Source organism: Citrobacter sp. Cpo221 (genome assembly GCF_030332345.1).
Taxonomy (GTDB): Bacteria; Pseudomonadota; Gammaproteobacteria; order Enterobacterales; family Enterobacteriaceae; genus Citrobacter; species Citrobacter portucalensis.
On sequence record NZ_JAOWIA010000060.1, the window covers coordinates 42,446 to 67,534 of the forward strand.

The 25,089-nt window shown below is 53.3% G+C and carries 23 protein-coding genes; 6 read left to right on the forward strand and 17 right to left on the reverse strand.

The annotated features are described in order from the left end of the window. Positions 1-11 precede the first annotated feature (11 nt). From yhfZ to OGY72_RS20840, 13 genes are all read right to left on the reverse strand, one after another. Positions 12-917, reverse strand: coding sequence for a GntR family transcriptional regulator YhfZ (gene yhfZ, locus OGY72_RS20780; RefSeq protein WP_126317303.1), 906 nt, complete (start codon positions 915-917; stop codon positions 12-14). A 165-nt stretch (positions 918-1,082) separates the two neighbouring features. Further along, positions 1,083-2,087 (reverse strand): tryptophan--tRNA ligase, encoded by a 1,005-nt coding sequence (gene trpS, locus OGY72_RS20785; RefSeq protein ID WP_286549183.1) that lies wholly within the window; start codon positions 2,085-2,087, stop codon positions 1,083-1,085. Beyond that, positions 2,080-2,838 carry a phosphoglycolate phosphatase gene (gene gph / locus OGY72_RS20790; protein ID WP_286549187.1) on the reverse strand — a complete coding sequence of 253 codons (759 nt, stop codon included), beginning with the start codon at positions 2,836-2,838 and terminating at the stop codon, positions 2,080-2,082. The genes trpS and gph overlap by 8 nt, the downstream gene beginning before the upstream one ends. Further along, positions 2,831-3,508, reverse strand: a complete 678-nt coding sequence (gene rpe, locus OGY72_RS20795; RefSeq protein WP_148361395.1) for a ribulose-phosphate 3-epimerase — start codon at positions 3,506-3,508, stop codon at positions 2,831-2,833. Before rpe ends, gph begins: the two co-directional genes overlap by 8 nt. Before the next feature lie 17 nt (positions 3,509-3,525). After that, on the reverse strand, positions 3,526-4,362 hold the full coding sequence (gene dam / locus OGY72_RS20800) for an adenine-specific DNA-methyltransferase (RefSeq protein WP_003827684.1): 837 nt from the start codon (positions 4,360-4,362) through the stop codon (positions 3,526-3,528). A gap of 117 nt (positions 4,363-4,479) precedes the next feature. Then, entirely contained in the window at positions 4,480-5,775 is a 1,296-nt protein-coding gene (gene damX / locus OGY72_RS20805; RefSeq protein WP_286549190.1) for a cell division protein DamX, read from the reverse strand. A gap of 96 nt (positions 5,776-5,871) precedes the next feature. Continuing rightward, positions 5,872-6,960 carry a 3-dehydroquinate synthase gene (gene aroB, locus OGY72_RS20810; protein WP_286549193.1) on the reverse strand — a complete coding sequence of 363 codons (1,089 nt, stop codon included), beginning with the start codon at positions 6,958-6,960 and terminating at the stop codon, positions 5,872-5,874. Between the two features lie 57 nt (positions 6,961-7,017). Further along, positions 7,018-7,539 (reverse strand): shikimate kinase AroK, encoded by a 522-nt coding sequence (aroK, locus tag OGY72_RS20815; RefSeq protein WP_003023552.1) that lies wholly within the window; start codon positions 7,537-7,539, stop codon positions 7,018-7,020. Between the two features lie 404 nt (positions 7,540-7,943). Continuing rightward, the gene (gene hofQ / locus OGY72_RS20820; RefSeq protein ID WP_286549194.1) at positions 7,944-9,191 is read right to left on the reverse strand and encodes a DNA uptake porin HofQ; all 1,248 of its coding nucleotides are present in this window, start codon (positions 9,189-9,191) and stop codon (positions 7,944-7,946) included. Continuing rightward, entirely contained in the window at positions 9,094-9,507 is a 414-nt protein-coding gene (locus tag OGY72_RS20825) for a HofP DNA utilization family protein (protein WP_194212370.1), read from the reverse strand. Before OGY72_RS20825 ends, hofQ begins: the two co-directional genes overlap by 98 nt. Continuing rightward, on the reverse strand, positions 9,497-9,952 hold the full coding sequence (locus OGY72_RS20830) for a HofO family protein (protein WP_286549204.1): 456 nt from the start codon (positions 9,950-9,952) through the stop codon (positions 9,497-9,499). Before OGY72_RS20830 ends, OGY72_RS20825 begins: the two co-directional genes overlap by 11 nt. Next, the gene (locus OGY72_RS20835) at positions 9,936-10,475 is read right to left on the reverse strand and encodes a PilN domain-containing protein (RefSeq protein WP_286549206.1); all 540 of its coding nucleotides are present in this window, start codon (positions 10,473-10,475) and stop codon (positions 9,936-9,938) included. The genes OGY72_RS20830 and OGY72_RS20835 overlap by 17 nt, the downstream gene beginning before the upstream one ends. Further along, positions 10,475-11,254, reverse strand: a complete 780-nt coding sequence (locus OGY72_RS20840) for a type IV pilus biogenesis protein PilM (protein ID WP_286549208.1) — start codon at positions 11,252-11,254, stop codon at positions 10,475-10,477. The genes OGY72_RS20835 and OGY72_RS20840 overlap by 1 nt, the downstream gene beginning before the upstream one ends. Before the next feature lie 120 nt (positions 11,255-11,374). On the opposite strand from OGY72_RS20840, the gene mrcA reads away from it, so the two are divergent. Further along, on the forward strand, positions 11,375-13,927 hold the full coding sequence (gene mrcA / locus OGY72_RS20845) for a peptidoglycan glycosyltransferase/peptidoglycan DD-transpeptidase MrcA (protein ID WP_286549210.1): 2,553 nt from the start codon (positions 11,375-11,377) through the stop codon (positions 13,925-13,927). 105 nt (positions 13,928-14,032) lie between these two features. Here the strand turns inward: mrcA and nudE are convergent, their stop codons facing one another. Next, positions 14,033-14,593, reverse strand: coding sequence for an ADP compounds hydrolase NudE (gene nudE, locus OGY72_RS20850; protein WP_048236942.1), 561 nt, complete (start codon positions 14,591-14,593; stop codon positions 14,033-14,035). Between the two features lie 322 nt (positions 14,594-14,915). Between nudE and igaA the strand changes: the two genes are divergently transcribed. The 4 genes from igaA (at position 14,916) to hslO (ending at position 19,097) form a co-directional block, all read left to right on the forward strand. Further along, positions 14,916-17,051: an intracellular growth attenuator protein IgaA gene (gene igaA / locus OGY72_RS20855; protein WP_149384416.1), complete on the forward strand. Its 2,136-nt coding sequence runs from the start codon at positions 14,916-14,918 to the stop codon at positions 17,049-17,051. 62 nt (positions 17,052-17,113) lie between these two features. Further along, complete coding sequence (gene yrfG, locus OGY72_RS20860) at positions 17,114-17,782, forward strand: GMP/IMP nucleotidase (RefSeq protein WP_003023533.1); 669 nt, start codon at positions 17,114-17,116, stop codon at positions 17,780-17,782. A gap of 10 nt (positions 17,783-17,792) precedes the next feature. After that, positions 17,793-18,194, forward strand: a complete 402-nt coding sequence (hslR, locus tag OGY72_RS20865) for a ribosome-associated heat shock protein Hsp15 (protein WP_016157639.1) — start codon at positions 17,793-17,795, stop codon at positions 18,192-18,194. A 24-nt stretch (positions 18,195-18,218) separates the two neighbouring features. Further along, on the forward strand, positions 18,219-19,097 hold the full coding sequence (hslO, locus tag OGY72_RS20870) for an Hsp33 family molecular chaperone HslO (RefSeq protein ID WP_003023531.1): 879 nt from the start codon (positions 18,219-18,221) through the stop codon (positions 19,095-19,097). A gap of 109 nt (positions 19,098-19,206) precedes the next feature. Here hslO and OGY72_RS20875 read toward each other — a convergent pair whose 3' ends face one another. Then, positions 19,207-20,925: a DUF4153 domain-containing protein gene (locus tag OGY72_RS20875; RefSeq protein ID WP_286549216.1), complete on the reverse strand. Its 1,719-nt coding sequence runs from the start codon at positions 20,923-20,925 to the stop codon at positions 19,207-19,209. A 378-nt stretch (positions 20,926-21,303) separates the two neighbouring features. On the opposite strand from OGY72_RS20875, the gene pckA reads away from it, so the two are divergent. Then, on the forward strand, positions 21,304-22,926 hold the full coding sequence (pckA, locus tag OGY72_RS20880; RefSeq protein ID WP_003023529.1) for a phosphoenolpyruvate carboxykinase (ATP): 1,623 nt from the start codon (positions 21,304-21,306) through the stop codon (positions 22,924-22,926). A gap of 74 nt (positions 22,927-23,000) precedes the next feature. Here the strand turns inward: pckA and envZ are convergent, their stop codons facing one another. Then, positions 23,001-24,353 carry a two-component system sensor histidine kinase EnvZ gene (gene envZ / locus OGY72_RS20885; protein WP_003827658.1) on the reverse strand — a complete coding sequence of 451 codons (1,353 nt, stop codon included), beginning with the start codon at positions 24,351-24,353 and terminating at the stop codon, positions 23,001-23,003. Next, positions 24,350-25,069: an osmolarity response regulator transcription factor OmpR gene (ompR, locus tag OGY72_RS20890; protein ID WP_001157751.1), complete on the reverse strand. Its 720-nt coding sequence runs from the start codon at positions 25,067-25,069 to the stop codon at positions 24,350-24,352. Before ompR ends, envZ begins: the two co-directional genes overlap by 4 nt. Positions 25,070-25,089: the final 20 nt, after the last annotated feature.

Genomic DNA, 25,089 nt, shown 5'->3' on the forward strand with positions numbered 1-25,089 from the left:
TTTGCCTTCACTTAATAACTGGGTTCCTGTTCACCGTTCGCCACACGCTGTTGGTGGGCAAGCAGCGCCTCTTTGTTAACAACCGCCCGCAGTAGCTGCTGCATCGGATAATCCTCTGCGCGGGTCAGTACCACGGCCTCCGTGGCCTGCAGAAATCGCGGATCGTTGGTGAGCGGCGTGGCTTCTAACCCCAGTACCGCCAGCTCGGCCTCTGCAACCACGTTCCAGATAACCGCATCCACATCCCCTTTCGCGATGCGCTGCAAGCTTTCGTGATAAGGCATATCGATCAATTCAACGTCACGGTTGCCAAAACAGGCCTCGGTCATGATTTTCTGATCCGCCGAACGGTTATCGAGTCCGACACGTTTTACATCTGCAGATTCGCCCTTGCGACAAATCAGCTGATGCTCGCCGACGTAGGTATGCGGTCCCAGCGCCAACGTGATGCGCAGTCCGTCCTGAGCAAGGTAACTTTCCGCCGCCAGACGAGAAACCACCGCCATGTCGTAGACGCCGTTTAGCAGGCATTCCACACGAATATCAGCCCCACGCATGTGTGCGTAATAAAACGGGATCCCATCGAACTGCGCCTTCAGCCCACTCGCCAGTCCTTCATATAAACGGGTGTAGGGCAGCGGCATCGCACAGACCACGTTATTAATATCCACATGCTTCAGCAGCGTACGGTTATCCATCTCCACCAGATAGCTACCGTTACGCCCGCGACGCTCAATACGGATCGCCCCTGAGGATTCCAGCGTTTTCAACGCAGCCTGGGTTAACCCTACCGATGAGTGACACTCGGCTGCCAGTTCATCAATAGTTTTCAATCTGTTACCGCACTTCTCACCGAGCAGGTAGCGGGCCAGGGTTGTCAGCACAACCCCCTCTTTCTTGATAAATGTCCGACGCATTTTATATTTTCAGTAAATTGAATATTTATATCTTCATTAAAGTGAAGATATAACGCAATGAGGAAATATGCAAACGGCGAGGCGCTTCACATTTTTTGAGGTTCACAAACCAACAGGCGAAAAAAAACCGGGCGTAACCCGGTTTCTTCAACAACACAGAGCGCATTACGGCTTGGCGACAAAACCAATCGCTTCGTAAACAGCTTTCAGCGTAACAGATGCGCGGGCGCTGGCTTTTTCTGCACCGTCTTTCATCACTTTCTGCAGGAAAGCTTCATCGTCACGGAAACGGTGATAACGCTCCTGAAGCTCTGTCAGCATACCGGAAACGGCCTCTGCGACTTCACCTTTCAGATGACCATACATTTTGCCTTCGAAGTACTGTTCCAGCTCCGGAATGCTCTTACCGGTGACCGCAGAGAGGATATCCAGCAGATTGGAAACACCCGCTTTGTTCTGCACGTCGTAGCGTACAACCGGCGGCTCTTCGGAGTCGGTCATCGCACGTTTGATTTTCTTAACCACAGATTTCGGATCTTCCAGCAGGCCGATCACGTTGTTGCGGTTGTCATCCGACTTGGACATTTTCTTCGTCGGCTCCAGCAGCGACATTACGCGCGCGCCGGATTTAGGAATGAACGGCTCAGGCACTTTGAAGATGTCGCCATACAGGGCGTTGAAGCGCTGGGCGATATCGCGACTCAGTTCCAGATGCTGTTTCTGATCTTCGCCAACCGGTACCTGGTTGGTCTGATACAGAAGGATGTCTGCCGCCATCAGTACCGGATAATCAAACAGACCGGCGTTGATGTTCTCCGCATAGCGCGCGGATTTGTCTTTGAACTGGGTCATACGGCTCAGCTCGCCGAAGTAGGTGTAGCAGTTCAGCGCCCAACCTAACTGTGCATGCTCCGGTACGTGAGACTGCACGAAAATGGTGCTTTTTTCAGGATCGATACCGCATGCCAGATACAGCGCCAGCGTATCGAGCGTTGCTTTACGCAGCTGCTGAGCATCCTGACGAACGGTGATGGCATGTTGGTCAACGATGCAGTAGATGCAATGGTAGTCATCCTGCATGCTCACCCACTGACGCAGCGCACCCATATAGTTGCCAATGGTCAATTCACCTGAGGGCTGTGCGCCACTAAAAACGATGGGCTTAGTCATTTTTTGATTCCTGATTTTCGCTATGCGGAAGCCCGAGAGCGGGCAGTAGTTCATTAATACGGTCGTAAATAACGTCGGGCTGGCTCAGCGCGATCGACTCGCCATAGTTGTAGCCATAGGTCAGGCCAACGGACGGACAGCCAGCAGCTTTTGCCGCCTGAATATCATTGCGTGAATCCCCTACGAAGAGCATTTGCTCAGGCTTGATGCCAAGCTTGCTTGCCACCAGCAGCAGCGGATCCGGATGCGGTTTTTTATTCTGCACGTCGTCACCACCGATGACCACGCTAAAGTACTTGGCGATATCTAATGCTTCGAGTAATGGCGCGACAAACGGGGTCGGTTTGTTGGTCACCAGACCCAGCGGCAATCCTTTCGCATGCAGCGCGCCCAGCGTGTCGGCAACATCAGGGAACAGGAATGTCCCCTCTTCTGCGACATCGCCGTAGTATCTGTCGAACAGCTTACGCAAAATACGTACCTGTTCCTCGACGGGAATATCATCATCAACGGGCGGTTTACCCATCGTTTTACGTAATGTTGCGCGCTCCTGACGGGACCACGTTAGCGCGCGTTCCATCAGTACATCTGCACCATTACCAATCCAGGTGATAACGCGTTCTTCTCCGGCAACCGGCAGTTCCAGCGCATACAGCGCCATGTCCACCGCTGCGGCTAATCCCGGCGCGCTGTCGACCAGCGTGCCGTCGAGGTCAAATGCAGCGCCCCGAATATCCTGAAACTTATTCATGACTTACCTTCGCCAGTTCATTGCGCATTTCATCAATGACTTTTTTGTAGTCTGGTTGGTCGAAAATGGCGGAGCCTGCGACAAACATATCTGCGCCTGCTGCGGCAATTTCACCAATGTTATTCACTTTGACGCCACCGTCCACTTCGAGGCGGATATCGTAGCCAGATTCATCAATACGACGACGCACTTCGCGCAGCTTATCCAGCGTTTGTGGGATGAAGGACTGTCCGCCAAAGCCTGGGTTAACGGACATCAGCAGGATCACATCGAGCTTATCCATGACGTAGTCCAGATAGCTCAGCGGTGTTGCCGGGTTGAACACCAGACCCGCTTTACAGCCATGCTCTTTGATCAGCTGTAAAGTGCGATCGACATGCTCGGAGGCTTCCGGATGAAAAGTAATGATGCTGGCGCCAGCGGCGGCGAAGTCCGGGACAATACGATCGACCGGTTTCACCATCAGGTGAACATCAATCGGGGCGGTGATGCCATATTTACGCAGCGATTTCAGTACCATCGGTCCGATGGTCAGGTTCGGTACGTAGTGATTGTCCATGACGTCGAAGTGCACGACATCGGCACCGGCAGTCAGCGCTCTCGCGGTGTCCTCACCCAGGCGGGCAAAATCAGCCGACAGAATTGAGGGGGCGATCAAATACTGTTTCATCCGCTTCTCCTTGAGATTTATTTCTTCGCAGGCGTTACGACTCCTGGTTTATACAGTGCCAGCAGTTCGTTCACCTTTTTACGCGTGCCGCCATTGCTGCTTATGCTGCGCCGCACTTTGACCTGAAAATGTTTCGCCGCTCGGTACCATTCACGGGTATCGGGCGTATCGTGGTTCGAAATTAACACCGGGATCTGCTTACTGACCAGCTTTTCTGCCATCTCGGCCAAATGCGCCTGCTCTTTCGGGCTAAAGCTGTTGGTGTGATACGCAGTGAAATTTGCCGTCGCCGAAAGCGGTGCATAAGGCGGGTCACAATAGACCACAGAGTTGCTATCCGCACGGTTCATGCACTCTTCATAGGAGAGGCAATGGAACTCCGCATTCTGCGCTTTCTCAGCAAAATGGTACAACTCGGCTTCTGGGAAGTAAGGTTTTTTATAACGCCCAAACGGGACGTTAAATTCGCCGCGCAGGTTATAACGGCACAATCCGTTGTAACCAAAGCGGTTCAGATACAAGAACAGTACTGCTCTGCGGAACGGATCCTCGCTGGCATTAAATTCTTCTCTGAACCGATAGTACACCTCAGCCTGGTTGGTTTCAGGCATAAACAGCTCACGCGAAGCCTGCACATACTCATCGGTACGCGTCTTCACGATGTTATAGAGACTGATAAGGTCGCTGTTGATATCGGCAAGAATATAACGAGAAAAGTCGGTGTTGAGAAACACCGACCCGGCACCCACGAAAGGTTCAATCAGGCACTCACCCTGAGGTAAATGCCGTTTGATATCATCAAGCAGGGGGTATTTCCCCCCTGCCCATTTCAAAAAAGCGCGATTTTTTTTCATGCTGACTAACTAATTACACCTTCTCCGGCTGTGGAGAAAGCTCCGACAGCATCCTGCGCTTTAGTCTTTGTCCCGCAATTGGGCGAAACATCAAACCATTGCAGAACATATCCTATCTTACTTCAAATCGGCCTGAACCTGATGCAGCGGTTTTGCCCACGGGTTTTTCGCCTGAATATCAGCGGGTAACGTAGACACTGCACGTTTCGCATCTTCTTTAGACGCATACACGCCTGTCACCAGAACATACCACGGTTGACCGTTACGCGTCGTCTGGTACACCACATAGTTCTTCAGGTTTTCTTTCTTCGCCCAACCGTTCAGGTTGTCGTAGTTAGAAGAACTGCTGAGCTGCAGCGTGTAATGGCTGGACGGCGCAGATTTTAACGCTCCAACGTTACCTGCACTTTTCGCTCCGCCAGCAACAGGCGTTGACGCTGTTGCGGTTGGCGCAGGCGTTGCAGTCTGTGCTGGCGCAGTCGTGGTTGCTTTTGGCTCCGCGGTCGCTTTCGGCGTAGCGGTTACCACAGGTGCTTTGGTTGTGGTCGTCGGCGCAGTTGCGGTTGGTTTTGCCTGGGCAACAGGTTTCGGCTCTGCCGGCGTCGCTTTCACCGTAGTTTGCGGTTTGCTCTTCGGTTCAATGACGGCCTGTTTACGTTCCTGATGCGTAGCCGCAGGACGTTCAGTCGTTTCCGTTTTCGCAGTCTGGCGCGCAGCATTACCATTACGCATCGGCGCAACGGTCGCAGGTTCGGTCGGCAGCGTAGAGTTAACCACAGCGTTGTTAACCTGTTCCTGACCTTGCGGTTGCGTCAGAGCGTTGTTCAAATCGCCCTGCACTTCAACACGCTGCTGCCCTTCAGTTGCCGCAGGTGCCTGACCTTGAGTCGGGGTAGAGGAAATCGGTGGCAGGGAAACATCCTGCTGGGTATTGCCAGCGGTCTGCTCAGCGCCCGTTGCAGGTGTCGTTGCACTCGCCTGATCCGTTGCATTGCTGCCAGAGAGATCGATGCTCTTCTCGCCAGACGCTGCCTGCTCATTGGAAGAAGATGAGGGGGCTTTCAGCGCAGAACCAATGCCGATAATCAGCAGCAGCAGTACCAGAACACCCACGCCCATCATCATATACTGGCGGGAGGCAGGTTTGCTGACGGCTTTCTTACGCTTGCGCGGACGACGTTCTACACGCTCTTCATCCACCGCATCGTCATCAGACTCATACTCTTCTTCAATGTCCTGCTCTTCATCACGCTCTTTGCGTGCGCGCGCAGGACGGCGATCGTCAGCATCCAGATCAACATCATCAAAATTGATTTGCGGCTCATTATCGCGTTCAGACGATTGACGAGAACGACCAGTACGACGATCGCTGGGATCGGGTTTCAGCTCGTCTTCTGGTTTGAATTCATCCATTTAACACCCCACTCAAAGGTTAATGCTTACGACTTTGCACATAACCTGAAGCTAAAAGACCTACGTTTCGCAACGTAAGCCTGACCTTTCTTGTTGTTACGCCTGCTGGCAATCAGCAATAGCGTTAAGAACCACCTCGTGCGACACTCCGCCGCGCACTTCACTCTTCCCTATCGCTCGCGGAAGCACCAAACGAATCTCTCCCGCTAACACTTTTTTATCTCGCAGCATGTGCGGCAGATAAGCCTCGGTGGACATTTCACGCGGCCCATTCACCGGTAAGCCTGCTCGCTGTAACAGCGTAATGATGCGCTGCGTATCAGCGGAGGTGAACTGACCCAAACGTTCTGACGTACGGGCAGCCATTACCATACCTGCTGCGACTGCTTCACCATGTAACCAATTGCCATAACCCATTTCAGCTTCGATCGCATGGCCAAACGTGTGTCCCAGATTCAGTAAAGCACGTAAGCCCATTTCACGCTCGTCTGCTGCGACAACTTCTGCTTTCAGCTCACAACAACGACGGATACAGTACGCCATTGCCAGACCATCCAGACGCAGTAACGCATCCAGATTGTCTTCCAGCCAGCTGAAAAATTCACCGTCAAGAATGATGCCGTATTTGATCACTTCCGCCAGCCCCGATGCCAGCTCACGCGCAGGAAGCGTTTTCAGGCAATCGAGATCCACCACCACGGAGGCCGGTTGGTAAAACGCGCCAATCATGTTTTTACCGAGGGGATGGTTTACGGCGGTTTTGCCGCCAACGGAGGAGTCGACCTGCGACAACAGGGTTGTCGGGACTTGAATAAAACGAACACCACGCTGATAGCTGGCTGCCGCAAAACCGGTCAGATCGCCAATCACGCCGCCGCCAAGGGCAACTAACGTGGTATCACGACCGTGCGGTTTTTGCAGTAACGCGGTGAAAACCGTATCCAGAACCGTCAGGCTTTTATACTGCTCGCCATCGGGAAGGATAACGCTATCAACGTTAACACCCGCCTGTTCAAGTACGCCGCGAACCTTATCGAGATAAAGGGGAGCCAGGGTTTCGTTGGTCACCAACATAACCTGATCGCCCGATTTCAGCGGTAAGAATGAAGCTGGCTCATTGAACAAACCAGCCGCGATGGTGATAGGGTAACTACGTTCCCCGAGAGTGACTGTGATCCTCTCCATTACGCGACATCCACCTTAGTTACTTGTACCCGCAGACGAGTGTGTATTCAGCCAGAATTAGTTGCTTTCCAACATATGAATAATCTGGTTTGCTACGACTTTTGCGCTCTGATCGTCGGTGCGAATGGTCACGTCAGCAATCTCTTCGTACAGAGGATTGCGTTCGTCAGCCAACGCTTCCAGAACTTCACGAGGCGGTGATTCTACCTGCAGCAGCGGGCGTTTCTTGTCACGTTGAGTACGCGCAAGTTGTTTTTCAATTGTCGTTTCAAGATAGACCACGACGCCACGCGCGGAAAGACGGTTACGTGTTTCACGTGATTTTACAGAGCCACCGCCAGTTGCCAGCACAATACCCTGTTTTTCCGTCAACTCGTTGATGACTTTTTCTTCGCGATCACGGAAGCCGTCTTCACCTTCTACATCGAAGACCCAGCCCACATCAGCTCCGGTTCGTTTCTCAATCTCTTGATCAGAATCGTAAAATTCCATATTGAGTTGTTGAGCTAACTGGCGCCCAATAGTGCTTTTTCCGGCACCCATAGGCCCAACCAGAAAGATATTGCGTTTCTCTGCCATTTTTTCGGTACTACTAAGACTATTCGTTAATGGTAAACCCGCTTCGCAGACACCCAGCGCAGCAGGACATGAACTGAAACCTCATAAGATATTGCGAGAGTCAGACTGAAAATTATCTCAATACTCAAGCGGGTTTGGCAACTGAATAAATCACCAAACCTAACGCATTTCTGGTCGTGGCAGGCATGCTACCCTGCAAACATCAGACCTGGCGACGTATCGCGCAGCCAAATGACACCCAATAAGCCTATGGCACACCACCGGAAAGGCAAAGCGTATTCATTGCCGCATAAGTAAAGAAAAGTATCGACGCTCAAATCGGTACTCCTTGTATGCTAAATACACCCTCACGTCAAATCCCTGAAACGTGTTCAGTGCAAAAACAATGGCTTTTCATGCATAAGTTATTCCGTTGAAACCAGTCTGGGCGTAATAAAGACCACTAATTCGCGCCGTTCATCTTCTTTACCATCATGGCGAAAAAGAGAGCCAAGCCAGGGAATGTCGCCTAATAGCGGCACGCTGTCGGCTGCGGATTTGTTCTTATGTGAAAAAATCCCGCCCAGCGCAATCGTCTCGCCGCTTTTTACCTCGACCTGCGTTTCAATCTCTTGCTTGTCGATAGCCAACACTTCGCCATCTGCCTGTTGTAGAACCTGTCCCGGAACATTCTGGCTAATATGCAGTTTCAGCCTGATTCTCCCTTTCTGCAACACTGTTGGTGTTACCTCCATCCCCAGTACCGCTTCCTTGAACTCGACGGATGTCGCGCCGCTTTCACCGCTGGAGACCTGATAAGGGATCTCACTGCCCTGCTTAATACTGGCAGGTTGCAGGTGAGATGCCAGTAATCGTGGACTGGCAATGATATCCAGTTGCTGTTTTTGCTCCAGCGCAGACAACTCCAGTTCCAGTAAACGACCGTTAATGCGGCCAATGTTAAATCCCACGCGGGATGTGGCGGTGGCTACAGAGAGATCGCTGGCAAGCGTTGTAACATTCCCAACCGCCCCCGATTGTTGTGCGTCAGCCAGCGACCACTTCACCCCCAGCTCGCGCAAACTTTTTTCATTTATGGTGACGATATGCGCCGCCAGTTCGACCTGGGCAACCGGCAAATCCATTTGCGATACCCACTTTTCCAGGGTGTTAAGCGCAACGCTATTATCACGCAGCAGTAAGCGGTTGGTCCGTTTATCCACCGTCATGCTTCCCTTGGCACTGAGCAGCTTTTCTCCTGCTTTTGCCAGCTCGGCAGCATCGGCATAGTGCAAAATAATGCTGCGCTGCTCCAGCGGCAAACTGGCCTGAATCCGCGCCTGTTCATTGTCCTGGCGGGCCGCATTGTCATTCTGCCATTGAACAGAATGCACATGCAGGATATTGCCCTCCTGGCGTAATATCAGCCCGGCACTTTTTACCACCGTCTGCAATGCCTGCCTCCAGGGGACATCCGTCAAATGCAGCGACAGCACGCCGCTGACATCTGGCGAAACAACCAGGTTTTTCTGTTCCTGTTCAGCCAGCGCCTGCAATACCTGCGTAACCGGCACATCATCGACCACCAGCGTCACGTTTTGCGGTTTCGTCGCCAGCGCGTTCGTTATCCCGACCGCCAGTATCATTACTATCAACGCTATCCATCGCTTCATTTACCGCTCCTTGTCGTTGCCACTGCCACCGCGGCGGTTCGCAGTTTTTTTCTGTGTCGAGGGTTATGTTCTGGGCCGTTATCTGCGTAATCGTCCAACCGTTTTTCAGGACGTCATTTCGCTTAACCCGCCGCCATTTTTTCTGGCTATCCTGAACGATGCCAATAGGTCGCGTGTCCTGGCTCACCATGCCCTGAAAACGCCATGTCGACAGCTCAGCAATTTGGCAATGGTCCTCCGGCGGCAGGAATGGATTACGCATACCGGTGAGCATCAGTACGCTTACGCATATCAACAGCCAGCGTTCAACCGTCATTCAGGCGCTCCAGCTGTAGCGTTAGCAGCAGCTCCGCGCCTTCTGCGCTAAGCGAAAATCGACTGACGTTCATCCCCTGATCCGCCAGTTGGATAAACATCGGCGGGATGGCATCCCAGGCTGGTTGCAGCGTCATCTCTCCGCCTTGCGCGGAGGGCTGCCAGTGGATAAGACGAGTAAGTGAAGTCTGAAACAGCAGCGGGGAGAACAGGGTCAGTTTCTCTTCCGGCTCTGCTGGTGATGCCGACAGCAGATAGACATCTCGCCATTGCATCTGAATAGCTGCCCGTTGTTGGACCAGCGTCTCGCGTTGCATCGTCCGCTCCCGCGCGACGGGATAAAGACATAACGTCACCAGTATGAGTAGCCCTAACATCCAGCCGCACCAGCAGATGAGTCGAAAGCGCGGCGACTGCGCTAACCAGACATCACAGAGCGTTATCATGCGCACCGCTCCGTGTCAGTCGATAGTGGAATTGCCAGCGTCCCTGCGCATCCTGCTGCGTTTCACCGGGGCTGCTCAACTGAAACAATGGCTGCTGGCGTAATTGCGCCTCCAGCGCCTGCAGCGCGGCAAAGTTCAGCGTGTTTCCCGTCAGTTCCAGCGTGTCCTGCTGCCAGGCTATTTTTGTTAACCACGCCTGCTCAGGCAGAAATTCCGCCAGCTCTTGCAATACCGACTGCCAGCTTCGGGTCTGCTCACGCTGTTTGTTCCGTGCCTGCACCTGTTGCCATCGTTGCTGGCGCTGCTGCATACGCGGCTTTAGCGCCATTAAGGCCTCGACACGCGTCTTTTCGGCATCTGCCAGCAACAATTCAGCCCGATTTTCTACACTCAACACGCTGTAATAGCGCAACAACACGCCAATACTAAGCAGTAGCGAAGCGCTAAATAAGATGCCCCAGAAGCGCAGGCAAGCGTAACGCCGAGTCTGACGCCAGGGCAGAAGATTAATGGTCGCTATCATCAGTACGCGCCTCCCATAGCGAGTCCCAGCGCAATGGCGAAGTGATGGCTTTGCGTTGGAATGGGCGGCTGGCGTACAGACACGGCGCTCAAAGGGTCGAAGCCGCCAGGGGAGCATTGCGCAATGGCTGTCGTGGGCAGAGATAATGTCGTGGCAAGCTCATCGATACTGCCAATATCGCCCGTTGATTTACGTCCCCATGCCGAACGGGTCGCCCATAACCACTGGGTGTCATCACGCCATACCAGACACTGCTGATGCTCTGGCAAGAAGGGAATAAATCGCTGTAACGCGCTGGCATCCGGTGTAATCGCCGTAACCTGCACCTTCAGGGTTTGGATAAGCGTCAGAAGCGCTGAAATCTCTTTGCTTTGCGCAGCAGTGACGTTAAACGCCGGGCTCAACGTGTCTTCGCTATAATCAAAATGCAGCGCATCCGGCGCCATATCGAGTTCACGCGCCATCGAACCGGACAACCATGCGGTTTGCTCTGGCTCGCGTAACGTCATTGTCGGACGAGGAAACTTTTTTTGTAACGTCCTGTTGGCGGGAAAAGAGAGATGAATATGGTGTCGGCGAGGGAGCTCCCGGCTCCACGGCAGTAGCGCGGCGACCAGCTGTTCAGGCTCGCGAATGTGGCCATCGACGATAACCTGAAGCGTCAGCGGTATACGCCACCAGCGTTGCAGATACCAACCTGATGCTTCGCGAACGATAGCGACAGCCAGCGCTTCATGTTGCTGAATATGCAGACCAATTTTCCAGATATTGAAAGCCATTGCTGATGATCTCCTTATCACCCGTCGCTTTAACGGGTATATCAATGCGTCTGGCTTGCCTTTATACTACCGCGCGTTTGTTTATAAACTGCCCAAATGCCACTAAATGGGAAATCTCCAGTGAAGTTCGTAAAGTATTTATTAATCCTTGCAGTATGTTGCATCCTGCTGGGAGCAGGCTCGATTTATGGCCTTTATCGCTATATCGAGCCGCAATTACCTGACGTCGCGACGCTCAAAGATGTGCGTTTACAGATCCCGATGCAGGTTTACAGCGCTGACGGCGAGCTAATCGCGCAATATGGCGAGAAACGTCGAATCCCGGTCACACTGGATCAGATGCCGCCGGTAATGGTTAAAGCCTTTATCGCCACAGAAGACAGCCGCTTTTATGAGCACCATGGGGTAGACCCGGTGGGGATCTTCCGTGCGGCCAGCGTCGCATTGTTCTCTGGTCACGCTTCGCAAGGGGCGAGTACCATTACCCAACAGTTGGCGAGAAACTTCTTCCTGAGCCCGGAACGTACGCTGATGCGTAAGATCAAAGAAGTGTTCCTGGCGATCCGCATTGAACAACTGCTGAGTAAAGATGAGATCCTCGAACTGTATCTGAACAAGATCTATCTGGGGTATCGCGCCTATGGCGTGGGTGCTGCCGCGCAGGTCTATTTCGGTAAGACAGTGGATCAACTCAGCTTAAGTGAAATTGCGGTGATTGCCGGTCTGCCAAAAGCGCCGTCAACCTTCAACCCGCTCTATTCGATGGACCGTGCAACCGCGCGACGTAACGTTGTACTGTCGCGTATGTTGAGCGAAAACTACATCACACAGGCCCAGTACGATCAGGCGCGCGGCGAGGCCATTGACGCCAACTACCACGCGCCGGAAATCGCTTTCTCTGCGCCGTATCTGTCTGAAATGGTGCGCCAGGAGATGTATAACCGTTATGGCGAGAAAGCCTATGAAGATGGGTATCGCATCACCACCACCATTACGCGAAAAGTACAGCAGGCGGCTCAGCAGGCAGTACGTAACAACGTGATGGATTACGACATGCGCCACGGCTACCGCGGCCCGTCGAACGTGCTGTGGAAAGTGGGCGAAAGCAGTTGGGACAGCAAGAAAATTACCGATACGCTGAAAGCGCTGCCGACTTATGGCCCCCTGCTGCCGGCGGTTGTTACCAGCGCCAATCCGCAGGAAGCCATTGCCGCGCTGGCGGATGGTACGTCAGTGTCATTACGGATGGATGGTATGCGCTGGGCGCGTCCTTACCGTTCGGATACTCAACAAGGCCCAACGCCGCGTAAAGTGACTGACGTAGTACAGACTGGCCAGCAAATCTGGGTACGCCAGGTGGGAGATGCCTGGTGGCTGGCGCAAGTGCCGGACGTCAACTCAGCCCTGGTCTCCATCAATCCGCAAAACGGCGCGGTGCTGGCGCTGGTGGGTGGTTTTGACTTCAACCAGAGCAAATTTAACCGTGCAACCCAGGCGTTACGCCAGGTGGGCTCCAACATCAAGCCATTCCTGTATACCGCCGCGATGGACAAAGGTCTGACGCTGGCGAGCATGCTCAACGACGTGCCGATCTCCCGCTGGGATGCCGGTGCTGGTTCCGACTGGCAGCCGAAGAACTCCCCGCCGCAGTACGCCGGTCCTATCCGCTTACGTCAGGGGCTGGGTCAGTCGAAAAACGTAGTCATGGTACGCGCCATGCGCGCCATGGGCGTGGATTACGCGGCAGAGTATCTGCAACGTTTCGGCTTCCCGGCACAGAACATTGTGCATACCGAGTCGCTGGCGCTGGGTTCTGCTTCGTTCACACCGTTGCAGGTGGCGCGCGGTTACGCGGTGATGTCTAACGGCGGCTTCCTGATCGATCCGTATTTCATCAGTAAGATCGAAAGCGATATGGGCGGCGTTATCTTCGAAGCGAAGCCGAAAATTGCCTGTCCGGAATGCGATATTCCGGTGATTTACGGCGATACCCAGAAATCTAACGTGCTGGAAAACAGTAACGTAGAAGATGTCGCCGTCTCGCAGGAACAGCAGAATGCCGCTGTGCCTATGCCACAGCTTGAGCAGGCTAACCAGGCGCTGGTCGCGCAAAGCGGAACACAAGAGTACGCTCCGCACGTGATCAACACACCGCTGGCCTTCCTGATTAAAAGCGCGCTGAACACCAATATCTTTGGTGAACCAGGCTGGATGGGAACCGGTTGGCGTGCAGGTCGCGATTTACAGCGTCATGATATCGGCGGGAAAACCGGGACCACCAACAGTTCTAAAGATGCGTGGTTCTCCGGTTACGGACCAGGGGTAGTAACGTCGGTATGGATCGGCTTTGATGACCATCGCCGCAACCTTGGTCATACAACGGCTTCCGGCGCGATCAAAGACCAAATCTCCGGCTACGAAGGCGGTGCGAAGAGTGCGCAGCCTGCATGGGATGCTTACATGAAATCCGTGCTGGAAGGTGTGCCTGAACAGCCGCTGACGCCACCGCCGGGTATCGTGACGGTCAATATCGATCGCAGCACAGGACAACTGGCGAGCGGTGGCAATAGCCGCGCAGAGTACTTCATTGAAGGCACACAACCGACGCAACAAGCGGTGCATGAGGTGGGAACAACCATTATTGATAATGGTGAGACACACGAACTGTTCTGATCGATTGCCGGATAGCGCTTCGCTTATCCGGCCTACAATTTCGGCGCAATTATTTGATATTGCTGGATGTTGTAGGCCGGATAAGGCATCAGTTGGCAATCGTAATTAAAGCCGCCCCTGCCCTTTCAGCCATTCGCGTACGAGGAACAGCGCACTGACATTACGCGCTTCGTGAAAATCAGGATCTTCCAGCAGGTCCATCAAATGCGCCAGCGGCCAGCGCACCTGCGGTAATGGCTCAGGTTCATCACCCTCCAGCGATTCAGGATATAAATCCTCTGCCACTACGATGTTCATCTTGCTGGAGAAATAAGATGGCGCCATGCTGAGTTTCTTTAAAAACGTCAGATCTTTTGCGCCAAACCCCACCTCTTCTTTCAGCTCCCGATTCGCCGCCTCAAACACGCTTTCGCCAGGATCGATTAATCCCTTGGAAAAACCCAGTTCGTAGGATTCGGTCCCGACCGCGTACTCGCGAATAAGGATCAGATGATCGTCAACAATCGGCACAATCATTACCGCTTCACGCGTGGATGGACGCATGCGTTCATAAACGCGGCGTACGCCATTGCTGAACTCAAGGTCCACGCTTTCGACCTTAAAAAGCCGGGATTGGGCGATGGTTTCCACTTTCAAAATCGTGGGTTTCTGTAATGATTTGCTCATTGTGAGGATCTTTGCTGTGAAATCTGGGGTTATTGTGCGATATACCGCACGGTTTCGGCAATGTGAATTGCCGTTTATTTACATTTATGTAACGTACTAAAAGTTAGTCCCTATTTCAAATTAAAAGTCAATAGGTTGAAATAACTCCAGGAATTTGCTGATATTCCATTTTTAGTGATTTTGCTATGATTCGCATTTACTGGGCTGTACTTAAAGATGCTCAAGTTCGACTCCACACTTGCCGATAGCCAACCACAGAATCACGAATATTGAACAGGGTGCGACTGACCACGCCTGACAGACTAAGTAAGATGGGGAAAGCATGAGCACCATTCTGATTTTTTTAGCTGCTTTGCTGGCCTGCTCATTGCTTGCAGGATGGCTACTCAAATCAAAATCCAGGCAGAAAAATTTACCCTTGAGCAGTGTCTTCTCAGACGCCTCGAAACGTAAACTCGCGCCTGAAGAACGCAGTGCAGTCGAAAACTATCTCGAAAGCCTTAGTCAAATTCAGCAAGTACCTGGTCCAACGGGAGCCAGTTCTGCGCCGGTCTCATTAACGTTGAATGCCCAAAGTAATAGCGTCATCGTGCTTACTCGTTCGATTACACGTTACGGCATTACCACCGACGATCCTAACAAATGGCGCTACTATCTTGATTCCGTTGAGGTACATCTTCCCCCTTTCTGGGAACAATACATCAATGACGAAAACAGCGTTGAGATAATCCACACCAATACAATACCACTGGTTATCTCGTTGAACGGCCATACGCTACAGGAATATATGCAGGAAGCGCGTGGCTATGCGTTGCAGCACACCGCTTCTACCCAGGCATCCATTCGTGGTGAAGAAAGTGAGCAGATTGAACTGCTGAATATTCGCCAGGAAACCCATGAAGAATATGCGCTCAGCCGCCCTTCGGGATTGCGCGAGGCGTTGCTGATAACCGCATCATTCCTGCTGTTCTTTTTCTGTTTGGTTATCCCGAATACGTTTGTGCCGTGGGCAGTCGGTGGCGCGGTGTTGCTGTTAGCTGCGGGACTGTGGGGATTATTCGCTCCGCCGTCCAAAAGCGCCCTGCGGGAAATTCATTGTCTGCGCGGTACGCCGCGTCGCTGGGGGTTGTTTGGCGAAAACGACCAGGAGCAAATTAATAATATCTCGCTGGGTATTATTGATCTGATCTACCCACCTCACTGGCAACCTTACATCGCCCAAGACCTTGGCCAGCAAACGGATATCGATATTTATCTCGATCGCCACGTTGTCCGCCAGGGGCGTTTTTTATCTCTGCACGATGAAGTGAAAAACTTCCCATTACAGCACTGGCTGCGCAACGCTGTCATCGCAGGCGGCTCGTTGCTGGTACTGCTGATGCTGCTGTTTTGGATCCCGCTGGATATGCCAATAAAGGTCACGCTCTCCTGGATGAAGGGCGCGCAAACTATCGAAGCCACCAGCGTTAAACAGCTCGAAAACGCGGGCGTTCGCGTGGGTGACACGCTGCACCTGAGTGGTACGGGTATGTGTAACATTCATACCCAAGGGAGCTGGAATGCGCAGCCTGCCACGCCGTTTATGCCTTTCGATTGCTCGCAAATTATCTGGAATGATGCGCGCGCATTACCGCTGCCTGAGTCTGACCTGGTGAATAAGGCCACCGCGCTCACGCAGGCCGTGAGCCGTCAGCTGCATCCCAAACCTGACGATGACTCTCGCGTCAGCGCATCGCTACGCTCGGCAATCCAAAAGTCCGGCATGGTGTTACTGGACGATTTTGGTGAGATAGTCCTTAAAACGGCCGATCTGTGTGCAGCCAAAGATGAATGTGTACGCTTAAAAAATGCGCTGGTTAACCTCGGTAACAGTAAAGACTGGGCCGCGCTGGTGAAACGAGCGAACGCAGGCAAGCTGGATGGGGTGAACGTGCTGCTGCGTCCGGTAAGCGCAGAGTCGTTGGATAATCTGGTGAATACCTCTACGGCGCCGTTTATTTCACGCGAGACTGCGCGAGCAGCCCAGGCGCTGAATAGCCCTGCCCCTGGCGGTTTCCTGATTATCAGCGACGAAGGCAGCGATCTGGTCGATCAGCCGTGGCCGACGACCTCGCTATATGACTATCCTCCCCAGGAACAGTGGAACGCCTTCCAGCGCCTGGCGCAGATGCTAATGCAGACACCATTTCGCGCGGAGGGGATCGTCACCAATATTTCGACTGACGCCAATGGCACCCAGCACATTGGCCTGCATCGTATTCCGGATCGTTCAGGATTATGGCGCTACCTTGGCACGACGCTGCTGATGTTCTCCATGCTCGGATGCGCTATCTACAACAGCATACAGGCATTCAGACGCTACCAGCGTCACCGCACCCGCATCGCGGAAATTCAGAGCTACTACGAAAGTTGTCTCAATCCAACACTGATTGACAACCCGGAAAGCCTGATTCGATAACACGCTCGCGCGACAGGATATGCTACCCTGTCGCGCATCATGTTTTCTTCTGGGGAGTTTCCATGCATATCAATATTGCCTGGCAGGATGTCGACACCGTGTTGTTAGATATGGACGGCACGCTGCTCGACCTGGCATTCGATAACTATTTCTGGCAAAAATTGGTGCCGGAAACCTATGGCGCGAAGCAGGGTATCTCTCCTCAGGAAGCTCAGGACTATATTCGTCAGCAGTATCATGCCGTGCAGCATACGCTAAACTGGTATTGCCTGGATTACTGGAGCGAGTGCCTGGATCTGGATATTTGCGCCATGACCACGGAACAGGGACCGCGCGCCGTTTTGCGCGAAGATACCGTACCGTTTCTTGATGCCTTAAAAGCCAGCGGCAAGCGCCGCATTTTGCTCACCAACGCGCATCCGCATAATCTGGCGGTGAAGCTTGAGCATACCGGTCTGGCCTCACACCTTGATTTATTACTTTCCACCCACACATTTGGTTATCCCAAAGAGGATCAGCGGTTATGGCACGCTGTGGCTGAAGAAACGGGAATGAGTGCAGAGAAGACGCTGTTTATTGACGACAGCGAACCCATTCTCGACGCCGCTGCTCTGTACGGTATTCGTTACTGCCTCGGCGTGACCAATCCCGACTCCGGCATCGCCGAAAAACAGTACGCACGCCATCCGTCACTGAATGACTACCGCCGACTGATCCCCTCACTGATGTGAAGGAGACGCCATGAAAGAAAAGCCCTCTGCTGAAGTCAGGCTGGATAAATGGCTGTGGGCTGCACGCTTTTACAAAACGCGTGCGCTAGCCCGCGAAATGGTTGAAGGCGGTAAGGTGCACTACAACGGCCAGCGCAGTAAGCCAAGCAAGATTGTCGAGCTGAACGCTACCCTCACCCTGCGCCAGGGAAATGACGAGCGAACGGTCATTATCAAGGCCATTACCGAGCAGCGTCGCCCGGCAACGGAAGCCGTTACGCTGTATGAAGAAACCGCGGAAAGCGTGGAAAAACGCGAAAAAGTGGCGCTGGCGCGTAAACTTAACGCGTTAACCATGCCGCACCCGGACAGGCGACCGGACAAAAAAGAGCGCCGCGACCTGTTACGATTTAAACACGGCGACAGCGAGTGACTGTCACCTGCAAGAGAGATGATTATGCCGCAACATGACCAATTACATCGTTATCTGTTTGAAAACTTTGCCGTGCGCGGCGAACTGGTGACCGTTTCGGAAACCCTGCAACAGATCCTCGAAAATCATACTTACCCGCAACCGGTCAAAAACGTACTGGCTGAGCTACTGGTTGCCACCAGCCTGCTCACCGCCACGCTGAAATTTGCCGGTGATATCACTGTGCAGTTGCAGGGTGATGGTCCGCTGAGCCTGGCCGTCATCAACGGCAACAACAATCAGCAGATGCGCGGCGTGGCCCGCATGCAGGGTGATATTCCTGAAGATGCCGATCTGAAAACGCTGGTGGGCAACGGTTACCTGGTGATCACCATTACCCCGGAAGAAGGCGAGCGTTATCAAGGCGTGGTCGGTCTGGAAGGTGACACGCTGGCAGCGTGTCTGGAAGATTACTTCATGCGTTCTGAACAGCTGCCGACACGCCTGTTCATCCGCACTGGCGACGTTGATGGCAAACCCGCTGCTGGCGGAATGCTGCTGCAGGTAATGCCGGCGCAAAACGCGCAGGCAGATGATTTCGATCACCTGACAGCCCTGACTGAAACCATCAAAGCCGAAGAGCTGCTGACGCTGCCGGCCAACGAAGTGCTGTGGCGCCTGTACCACGAAGAAGAAGTTACTCTCTACGATCCGCAGGACGTTGAGTTCAAATGCACCTGTTCACGCGAACGCTGCGCAGGCGCACTGAAAACGTTGCCGGACGAAGAAGTGGACAGCATTCTGGCGGAAGAAGGCGAGATCGATATGCACTGCGATTACTGCGGTAGTCACTATCTGTTTAACGCCATGGATATTGCTGAGATCCGCAGCAATGCCTCCCCTGCCGATCCCCAGGTGCATTAATCACTGTCTTGCCTGATGGCACGGCGCTTATCAGGCCTACGGAAAAACTGTCGTAGGCCTGATAAGACGTTCACGCTGCCATCCGGCAAAAACGATGTCGGCAACACACTCACTCGGTGTAATAAGTCATCGGCAGTCTTTTGCCATCAATAGTGATATCCCGCCAGATTCTGGGGGTTGAGCCCAGTTGCTGATTCGCTACCGCCTGCAGCAATTTATCCTTAGTGAATCCTTCAGGTAGCGTGGCGACCGCTAACAAATCCCATTTGTTTTTCTGCATGCCGAAGACCAGACTCTCCCCATCGCCAAAGGCATATAACACCTGCTCAGGATGACCATCCGCATTGAGGTCCTGACTCACCAGTACGCACGCATTCTGCTCAGCACAAGAGGTGATGCGATACCCCTGTGTTTTGACAAACACCCAGAACGCATCGTCTGGCTTCTGGCTCCCCGGAGCCATCACAACCTTCGATACTAACTGTGTTGCGGTTAGCTCTTTAACCGGATCCCGGCGCCCTTGCAGCAGAGAATTCAAGTCGCGTCTGCGTTTACTGTCTTGATTAAACGCCACATCTTTTTGTAATGCTTCCAACGCTGCGCGCCCCGGTTTTCCGCTGTGATCCAACATATACAGGCTGACTTGATCCGGTTTAATTTTCCCGCTGTGATACAACCCCATATGGCTGTTAACGCTGATGCGCCAGGCATCAATAACCGGCGATGACAGCAGAACCAACAGCCCCAACGCCAGCAACGAAACGCCAAGAATGACCGGCCCCTGAAGCTCAAGCGGATTGCGCCCGCGGCGCAAAATGCTGGCCAGATAGCCAAACGACCATACCAGCAGCACCACGACCACCAGCACGCCATAAACGCGCTCAGGCGTCCAACCGTACTGCTGTATTCGCACCCACAGTGACCAACCGGCAATCAGCATATAGATGGGCGCGACAATCAGAGAGCATTTGATCAGGTAGCGTAACGCGCCAGGATAGGGTAACGCCTCTTTTTGCGGTTCACGCACGATAGCTATCAACAGCAACAGGAGCAGCGTCAGCGTTGACATCAACCCAGCCGCAGACACGCGTTGCGAAATAGCCTCCAGCCCGGTGAAGGGTAAGGTCAGTATGAACATCAGCGCCAACAGCGCGACCAGAGGTAACAGACCGGTGGCGATAAACGTCAGTAATTTTTGTACCGCCGTGACCAGACGCGACTGTGTACGGGCCAGTACCACTGCCAGTGCGGTAATCAGACCAAAGGCCACATAGCCAAACCAGTCGGTATCAAAGAAGAGCGTGCTGAAGAAGGGAATACCGACCAGCTTAAACATCTCGCTCCATAGCAAGAGCACCAGCCAGAACAGACCGTTGGCGACAAAGACAATCAGCAACGTCAACGCATTAAGCCACAATTGCCGATAAAAATGCGGGTAACGCGCCTGCTCACGAGAGACATGAAGCGAGTACTGAATCCAGGGCAAGGCAAGCATCGCCATCAGCAGTAAGCGCCAACCATAGAACATAAAAACTTCATGTTGCCGCCACTTATCACTGTCCTCGACTTGCCACTTTAGCCAGACACTCATCGCCAGCACGACAATAAAGATCAACGCCATCCAGTACCACAGCGCGCGTTGTTTGAAAGAAACAACAGTAAGCAAAAGGGCCGAGGTGATCGCAATCGTCGCAGGCATGCCATAGAACAGCCAGCCGTCATTATGGGGCGCCAGATATGTCATCAGCAGATAGCATAATGTCCCCTGCAACAGGCCGACAAATATCATGCCCCAACGCGTCGTACGTGAAATTTCAGCACTATCCATGTCAGTTTCCAGAATGAAGGGAAAAGCTAATTATCGCATCAACTTCACAATTTTGAGCATTGGTAGAACGATTTCGGACTACGACGACGGGAAGTGAATCGATATTGTTTATGTATAACCCACGCTCATTTCTTACATGAATGCGATTACACTCACAAGATTTCCGCCAAAAACACTCTCCATTAACGTTTTAAGAACATTTTCCACAACAAAAAAGGGTTTCCTGCCATAATATGTGCCTCTTTGTGACAGGAGTCGCAGCGCATTCGGTCGCCCGTGTTTTTCCCGGATGCGTAAATCTATGAGCCTTGTCGCGGTTAACAATCCCTAAAAAACCTTACTATTCCAGGTAATACATATTGGCTAAGGAGCAGTGAAATGCGTGTGAACAACAGTTTAACCCCGCAAGATCTCAAGGCTTATGGTATCAATGACGTTCAGGATATCGTTTACAATCCAGACTACGACACGCTTTTCCAGGAAGAACTTGATCCAAACCTGGAAGGTTATGAACGTGGCGTGTTAACGAATCTGGGCGCCGTTGCCGTTGATACCGGTATCTTTACCGGACGTTCGCCAAAGGATAAGTACATTGTCCGTGACGACACCACGCGCGACACGCTGTGGTGGTCCGACAAAGGTAAAGGTAAGAACGACAACAAACCGCTCTCCCCGGAAACCTGGCAGCATCTGAAAGGATTAGTCACCCAGCAACTTTCCGGCAAGCGCCTGTTTATCATTGATGCTTTCTGCGGCGCTAACGCCGATACCCGTCTTTCCGTGCGCTTCATTACCGAAGTTGCCTGGCAGGCGCATTTTGTCAAAAACATGTTCATCCGCCCAAGCGACGAAGAGCTGGTTGATTTCAAACCTGATTTCATCGTGATGAACGGCGCTAAATGCACCAACCCGCAGTGGAAAGAGCAGGGTCTGAACTCCGAAAACTTCGTGGCTTTCAACCTGACTGAGCGTATCCAGTTGATTGGTGGCACTTGGTACGGCGGCGAAATGAAGAAAGGTATGTTCTCCGTAATGAACTACCTGCTGCCGCTGAAAGGCATTGCCTCCATGCACTGCTCAGCAAACGTTGGGGAAAAAGGCGATGTGGCAGTCTTCTTTGGCCTGTCCGGCACCGGTAAAACCACGCTGTCCACCGACCCGAAACGTCGCCTGATTGGCGATGACGAACACGGCTGGGATGACGACGGCGTGTTTAACTTCGAAGGCGGTTGCTACGCGAAGACCATCAAACTGTCTAAAGATGCCGAGCCGGAAATCTACAACGCGATCCGTCGTGACGCGCTGCTGGAAAACGTCACCGTGCGCGAAGATGGTTCCATCGATTTCGATGATGGTTCAAAAACTGAGAACACCCGCGTTTCCTACCCGATTTATCACATCGATAATATCGTTAAGCCGGTGTCAAAAGCGGGCCATGCTACCAAAGTGATCTTCCTGACCGCCGACGCATTTGGCGTGCTGCCGCCGGTTTCTCGCCTGACGGCAGACCAAACGCAGTACCACTTCCTGTCTGGCTTCACCGCCAAACTGGCCGGTACCGAACGCGGCGTCACCGAACCGACCCCGACCTTCTCTGCCTGTTTCGGCGCAGCATTCCTGTCTCTGCACCCAACGCAGTACGCAGAAGTACTGGTGAAACGTATGCAGGCGGCAGGTGCGCAGGCGTATCTGGTTAACACCGGCTGGAACGGTACCGGCAAGCGTATCTCTATCAAAGATACCCGTGCGATTATCGACGCCATCCTGAACGGTTCGCTGGATGACGCGGAAACGTTCCGTCTGCCGATGTTTGACCTGGCTATCCCGACCGAGCTGCCGGGTGTGGACACTCGCATTCTCGATCCGCGTAATACCTACGCATCTCCGGAGCAGTGGCAGGAAAAAGCCAACGCACTGGCGAAACTGTTTATCGAGAACTTCGAGAAATATACCGACACCCCTGCAGGTGAAGCGCTGGTTAGCGCCGGACCGAAGCTGTAACGAAAAGTGCCGGATGGCGGTTTCGCCTTATCCGGCCTACAGCAACAAAAAGGGAGGCATTTTGCCTCCCTTTGTTATGCGTCTTTCGTGTTGCCCGGCGCGCGAGTGAAGGGAACCGGAAGCCATGCACGAATCGACAACCCACCGCGTTCACTGGTACCAATCTCCAGCATACCGTTATGGTTATCAATAATACGCTGCACAATCGCCAGCCCCAGGCCCGTACCGCTGGTACTGCGCGCGCTGTCTCCGCGGACAAACGGCTGGAACAGGTGTTTACGCTGCTCCGGCTTGATGCCTGGACCATCATCTTCTACCTGGAACCAGGCGCGATGCTGCTCCATTCCGCTACTGACCTTGATCCAGCCGTTGCCGTAGCGGGCGGCGTTAACCACCATATTGGCAACCGCACGCTTGATCGACAGCGGGTGCATCTTCACCTGAATGCTGCCCGGCAGCAGTGCAGTTTCGATTTCACGTTCGTAGCCGCTTTCTGCCGCAACCACTTCACCCAGCACCGAGTTCAGATCTGCCATCTCCATTGGCATCTCCTGACCGGTACGCAGGTAATCGATGAACTGCTCGATGATGGCGTTACACTCTTCGATGTCCTTATTGATGGACTCCGCAAGATAACCGTCCTCTTCGCCCATCATTTCCGTCGCCAGACGAATACGCGTCAGCGGGGTACGTAAATCGTGGCTCACGCCCGCCATTAACAGCGTACGGTCATCGGCCAGCTGCTTCACACCCGCGGCCATATGGTTAAAGGCTCGGGTTACGGAGCGCACCTCCGAAGCGCCATACTCACGCAACGGCGGCGGAATGATACCTTTCCCCACCTGCAGCGCCGCATGTTCAAGATCCACCAATGGCCGGTTCTGGATACGGATAAACAACCAGGCCCCACCGATAGCCAACAGCATAATCGCCAGCGTATAGCGGAATAGCGGCGAGAAGTCGCCCTGATGAATTTCCGTAAGCGGCACGCGTACCCAGATATTGGGCGACAGCCAGGTTTTCAACCACACGACCGGCGAGCTTTTGTTTACCTCAACGCGGACTTCCGTTGGGCCACCCAGTTGCTGCGCCATCTGATGGCTTAAGAATTCATAGTGTTGCGCCCAACGCAGTCCGGCTTCTTCAGCGGCCTCGTTGGAATAGAGGGAAATACCCAGCTCACGATAAATTTCCCGGCGGAATGCGGGCGGCACCACCAGTTGCGTACCGTCCTCCAGCTGCAGTTTATCGGTCATCAGCATACGAACTTCGTACGCCAGGACCTTATTAAACTGCTGGAGGCTCGGCAGAATCGCGAAGTTCAGCACTACCAGATATGTCGTCACCAGGCTGGCAAACAGCAAGGTGACGATGAGCAATAACGTGCGGGCAAACGAACTTCGTGGCGAGAAGCGCATTCGCCTCATGCTTTAGAACCGTCCGGAACAAAGACGTAGCCCAGACCCCATACGGTCTGAATGTAGCGTGGATGAGCCGGATCTTCTTCCACCATGCGGCGCAGACGGGAGATCTGGACGTCGATAGAACGTTCCATCGCAGAATATTCACGACCACGGGCGAGGTTCATCAGCTTGTCTCGCGACAGCGGCTCGCGCGGGTGGCTTACCAGCGCTTTCAGTACTGCAAATTCCCCGCTAGTGAGCGGCATCGGCTCATCTTCGCGGAACATTTCACGCGTACCGAGGTTCAGCTTGAACTTACCAAAAGCGATAACCGCTTCTTCCTGAGAAGGCGCACCCGGCAGTTCGTTCGCCTGACGACGCAGGACTGCGCGAATACGTGCCAGTAGTTCACGCGGGTTAAACGGTTTCGGGATGTAATCGTCAGCACCGATTTCCAGCCCTACGATACGGTCAACTTCTTCACCCTTCGCTGTGACCATAATGATCGGCATCGGGTTGCTCTGGCTGCGCAGGCGACGGCAAATAGACAGGCCATCTTCTCCCGGCAGCATTAAATCCAGCACCATCAGGTGAAAGGACTCACGGGTCAGCAGACGATCCATCTGCTCAGCGTTTGCGACGCTTCGAACCTGGAAGCCCTGCTCGGTCAGATAACGCTCCAGAAGCGCACGCAAGCGCATGTCGTCATCGACCACCAGAATCTTATAGTTCTCTTGCATTGTTATTACTCCCAAAGGTT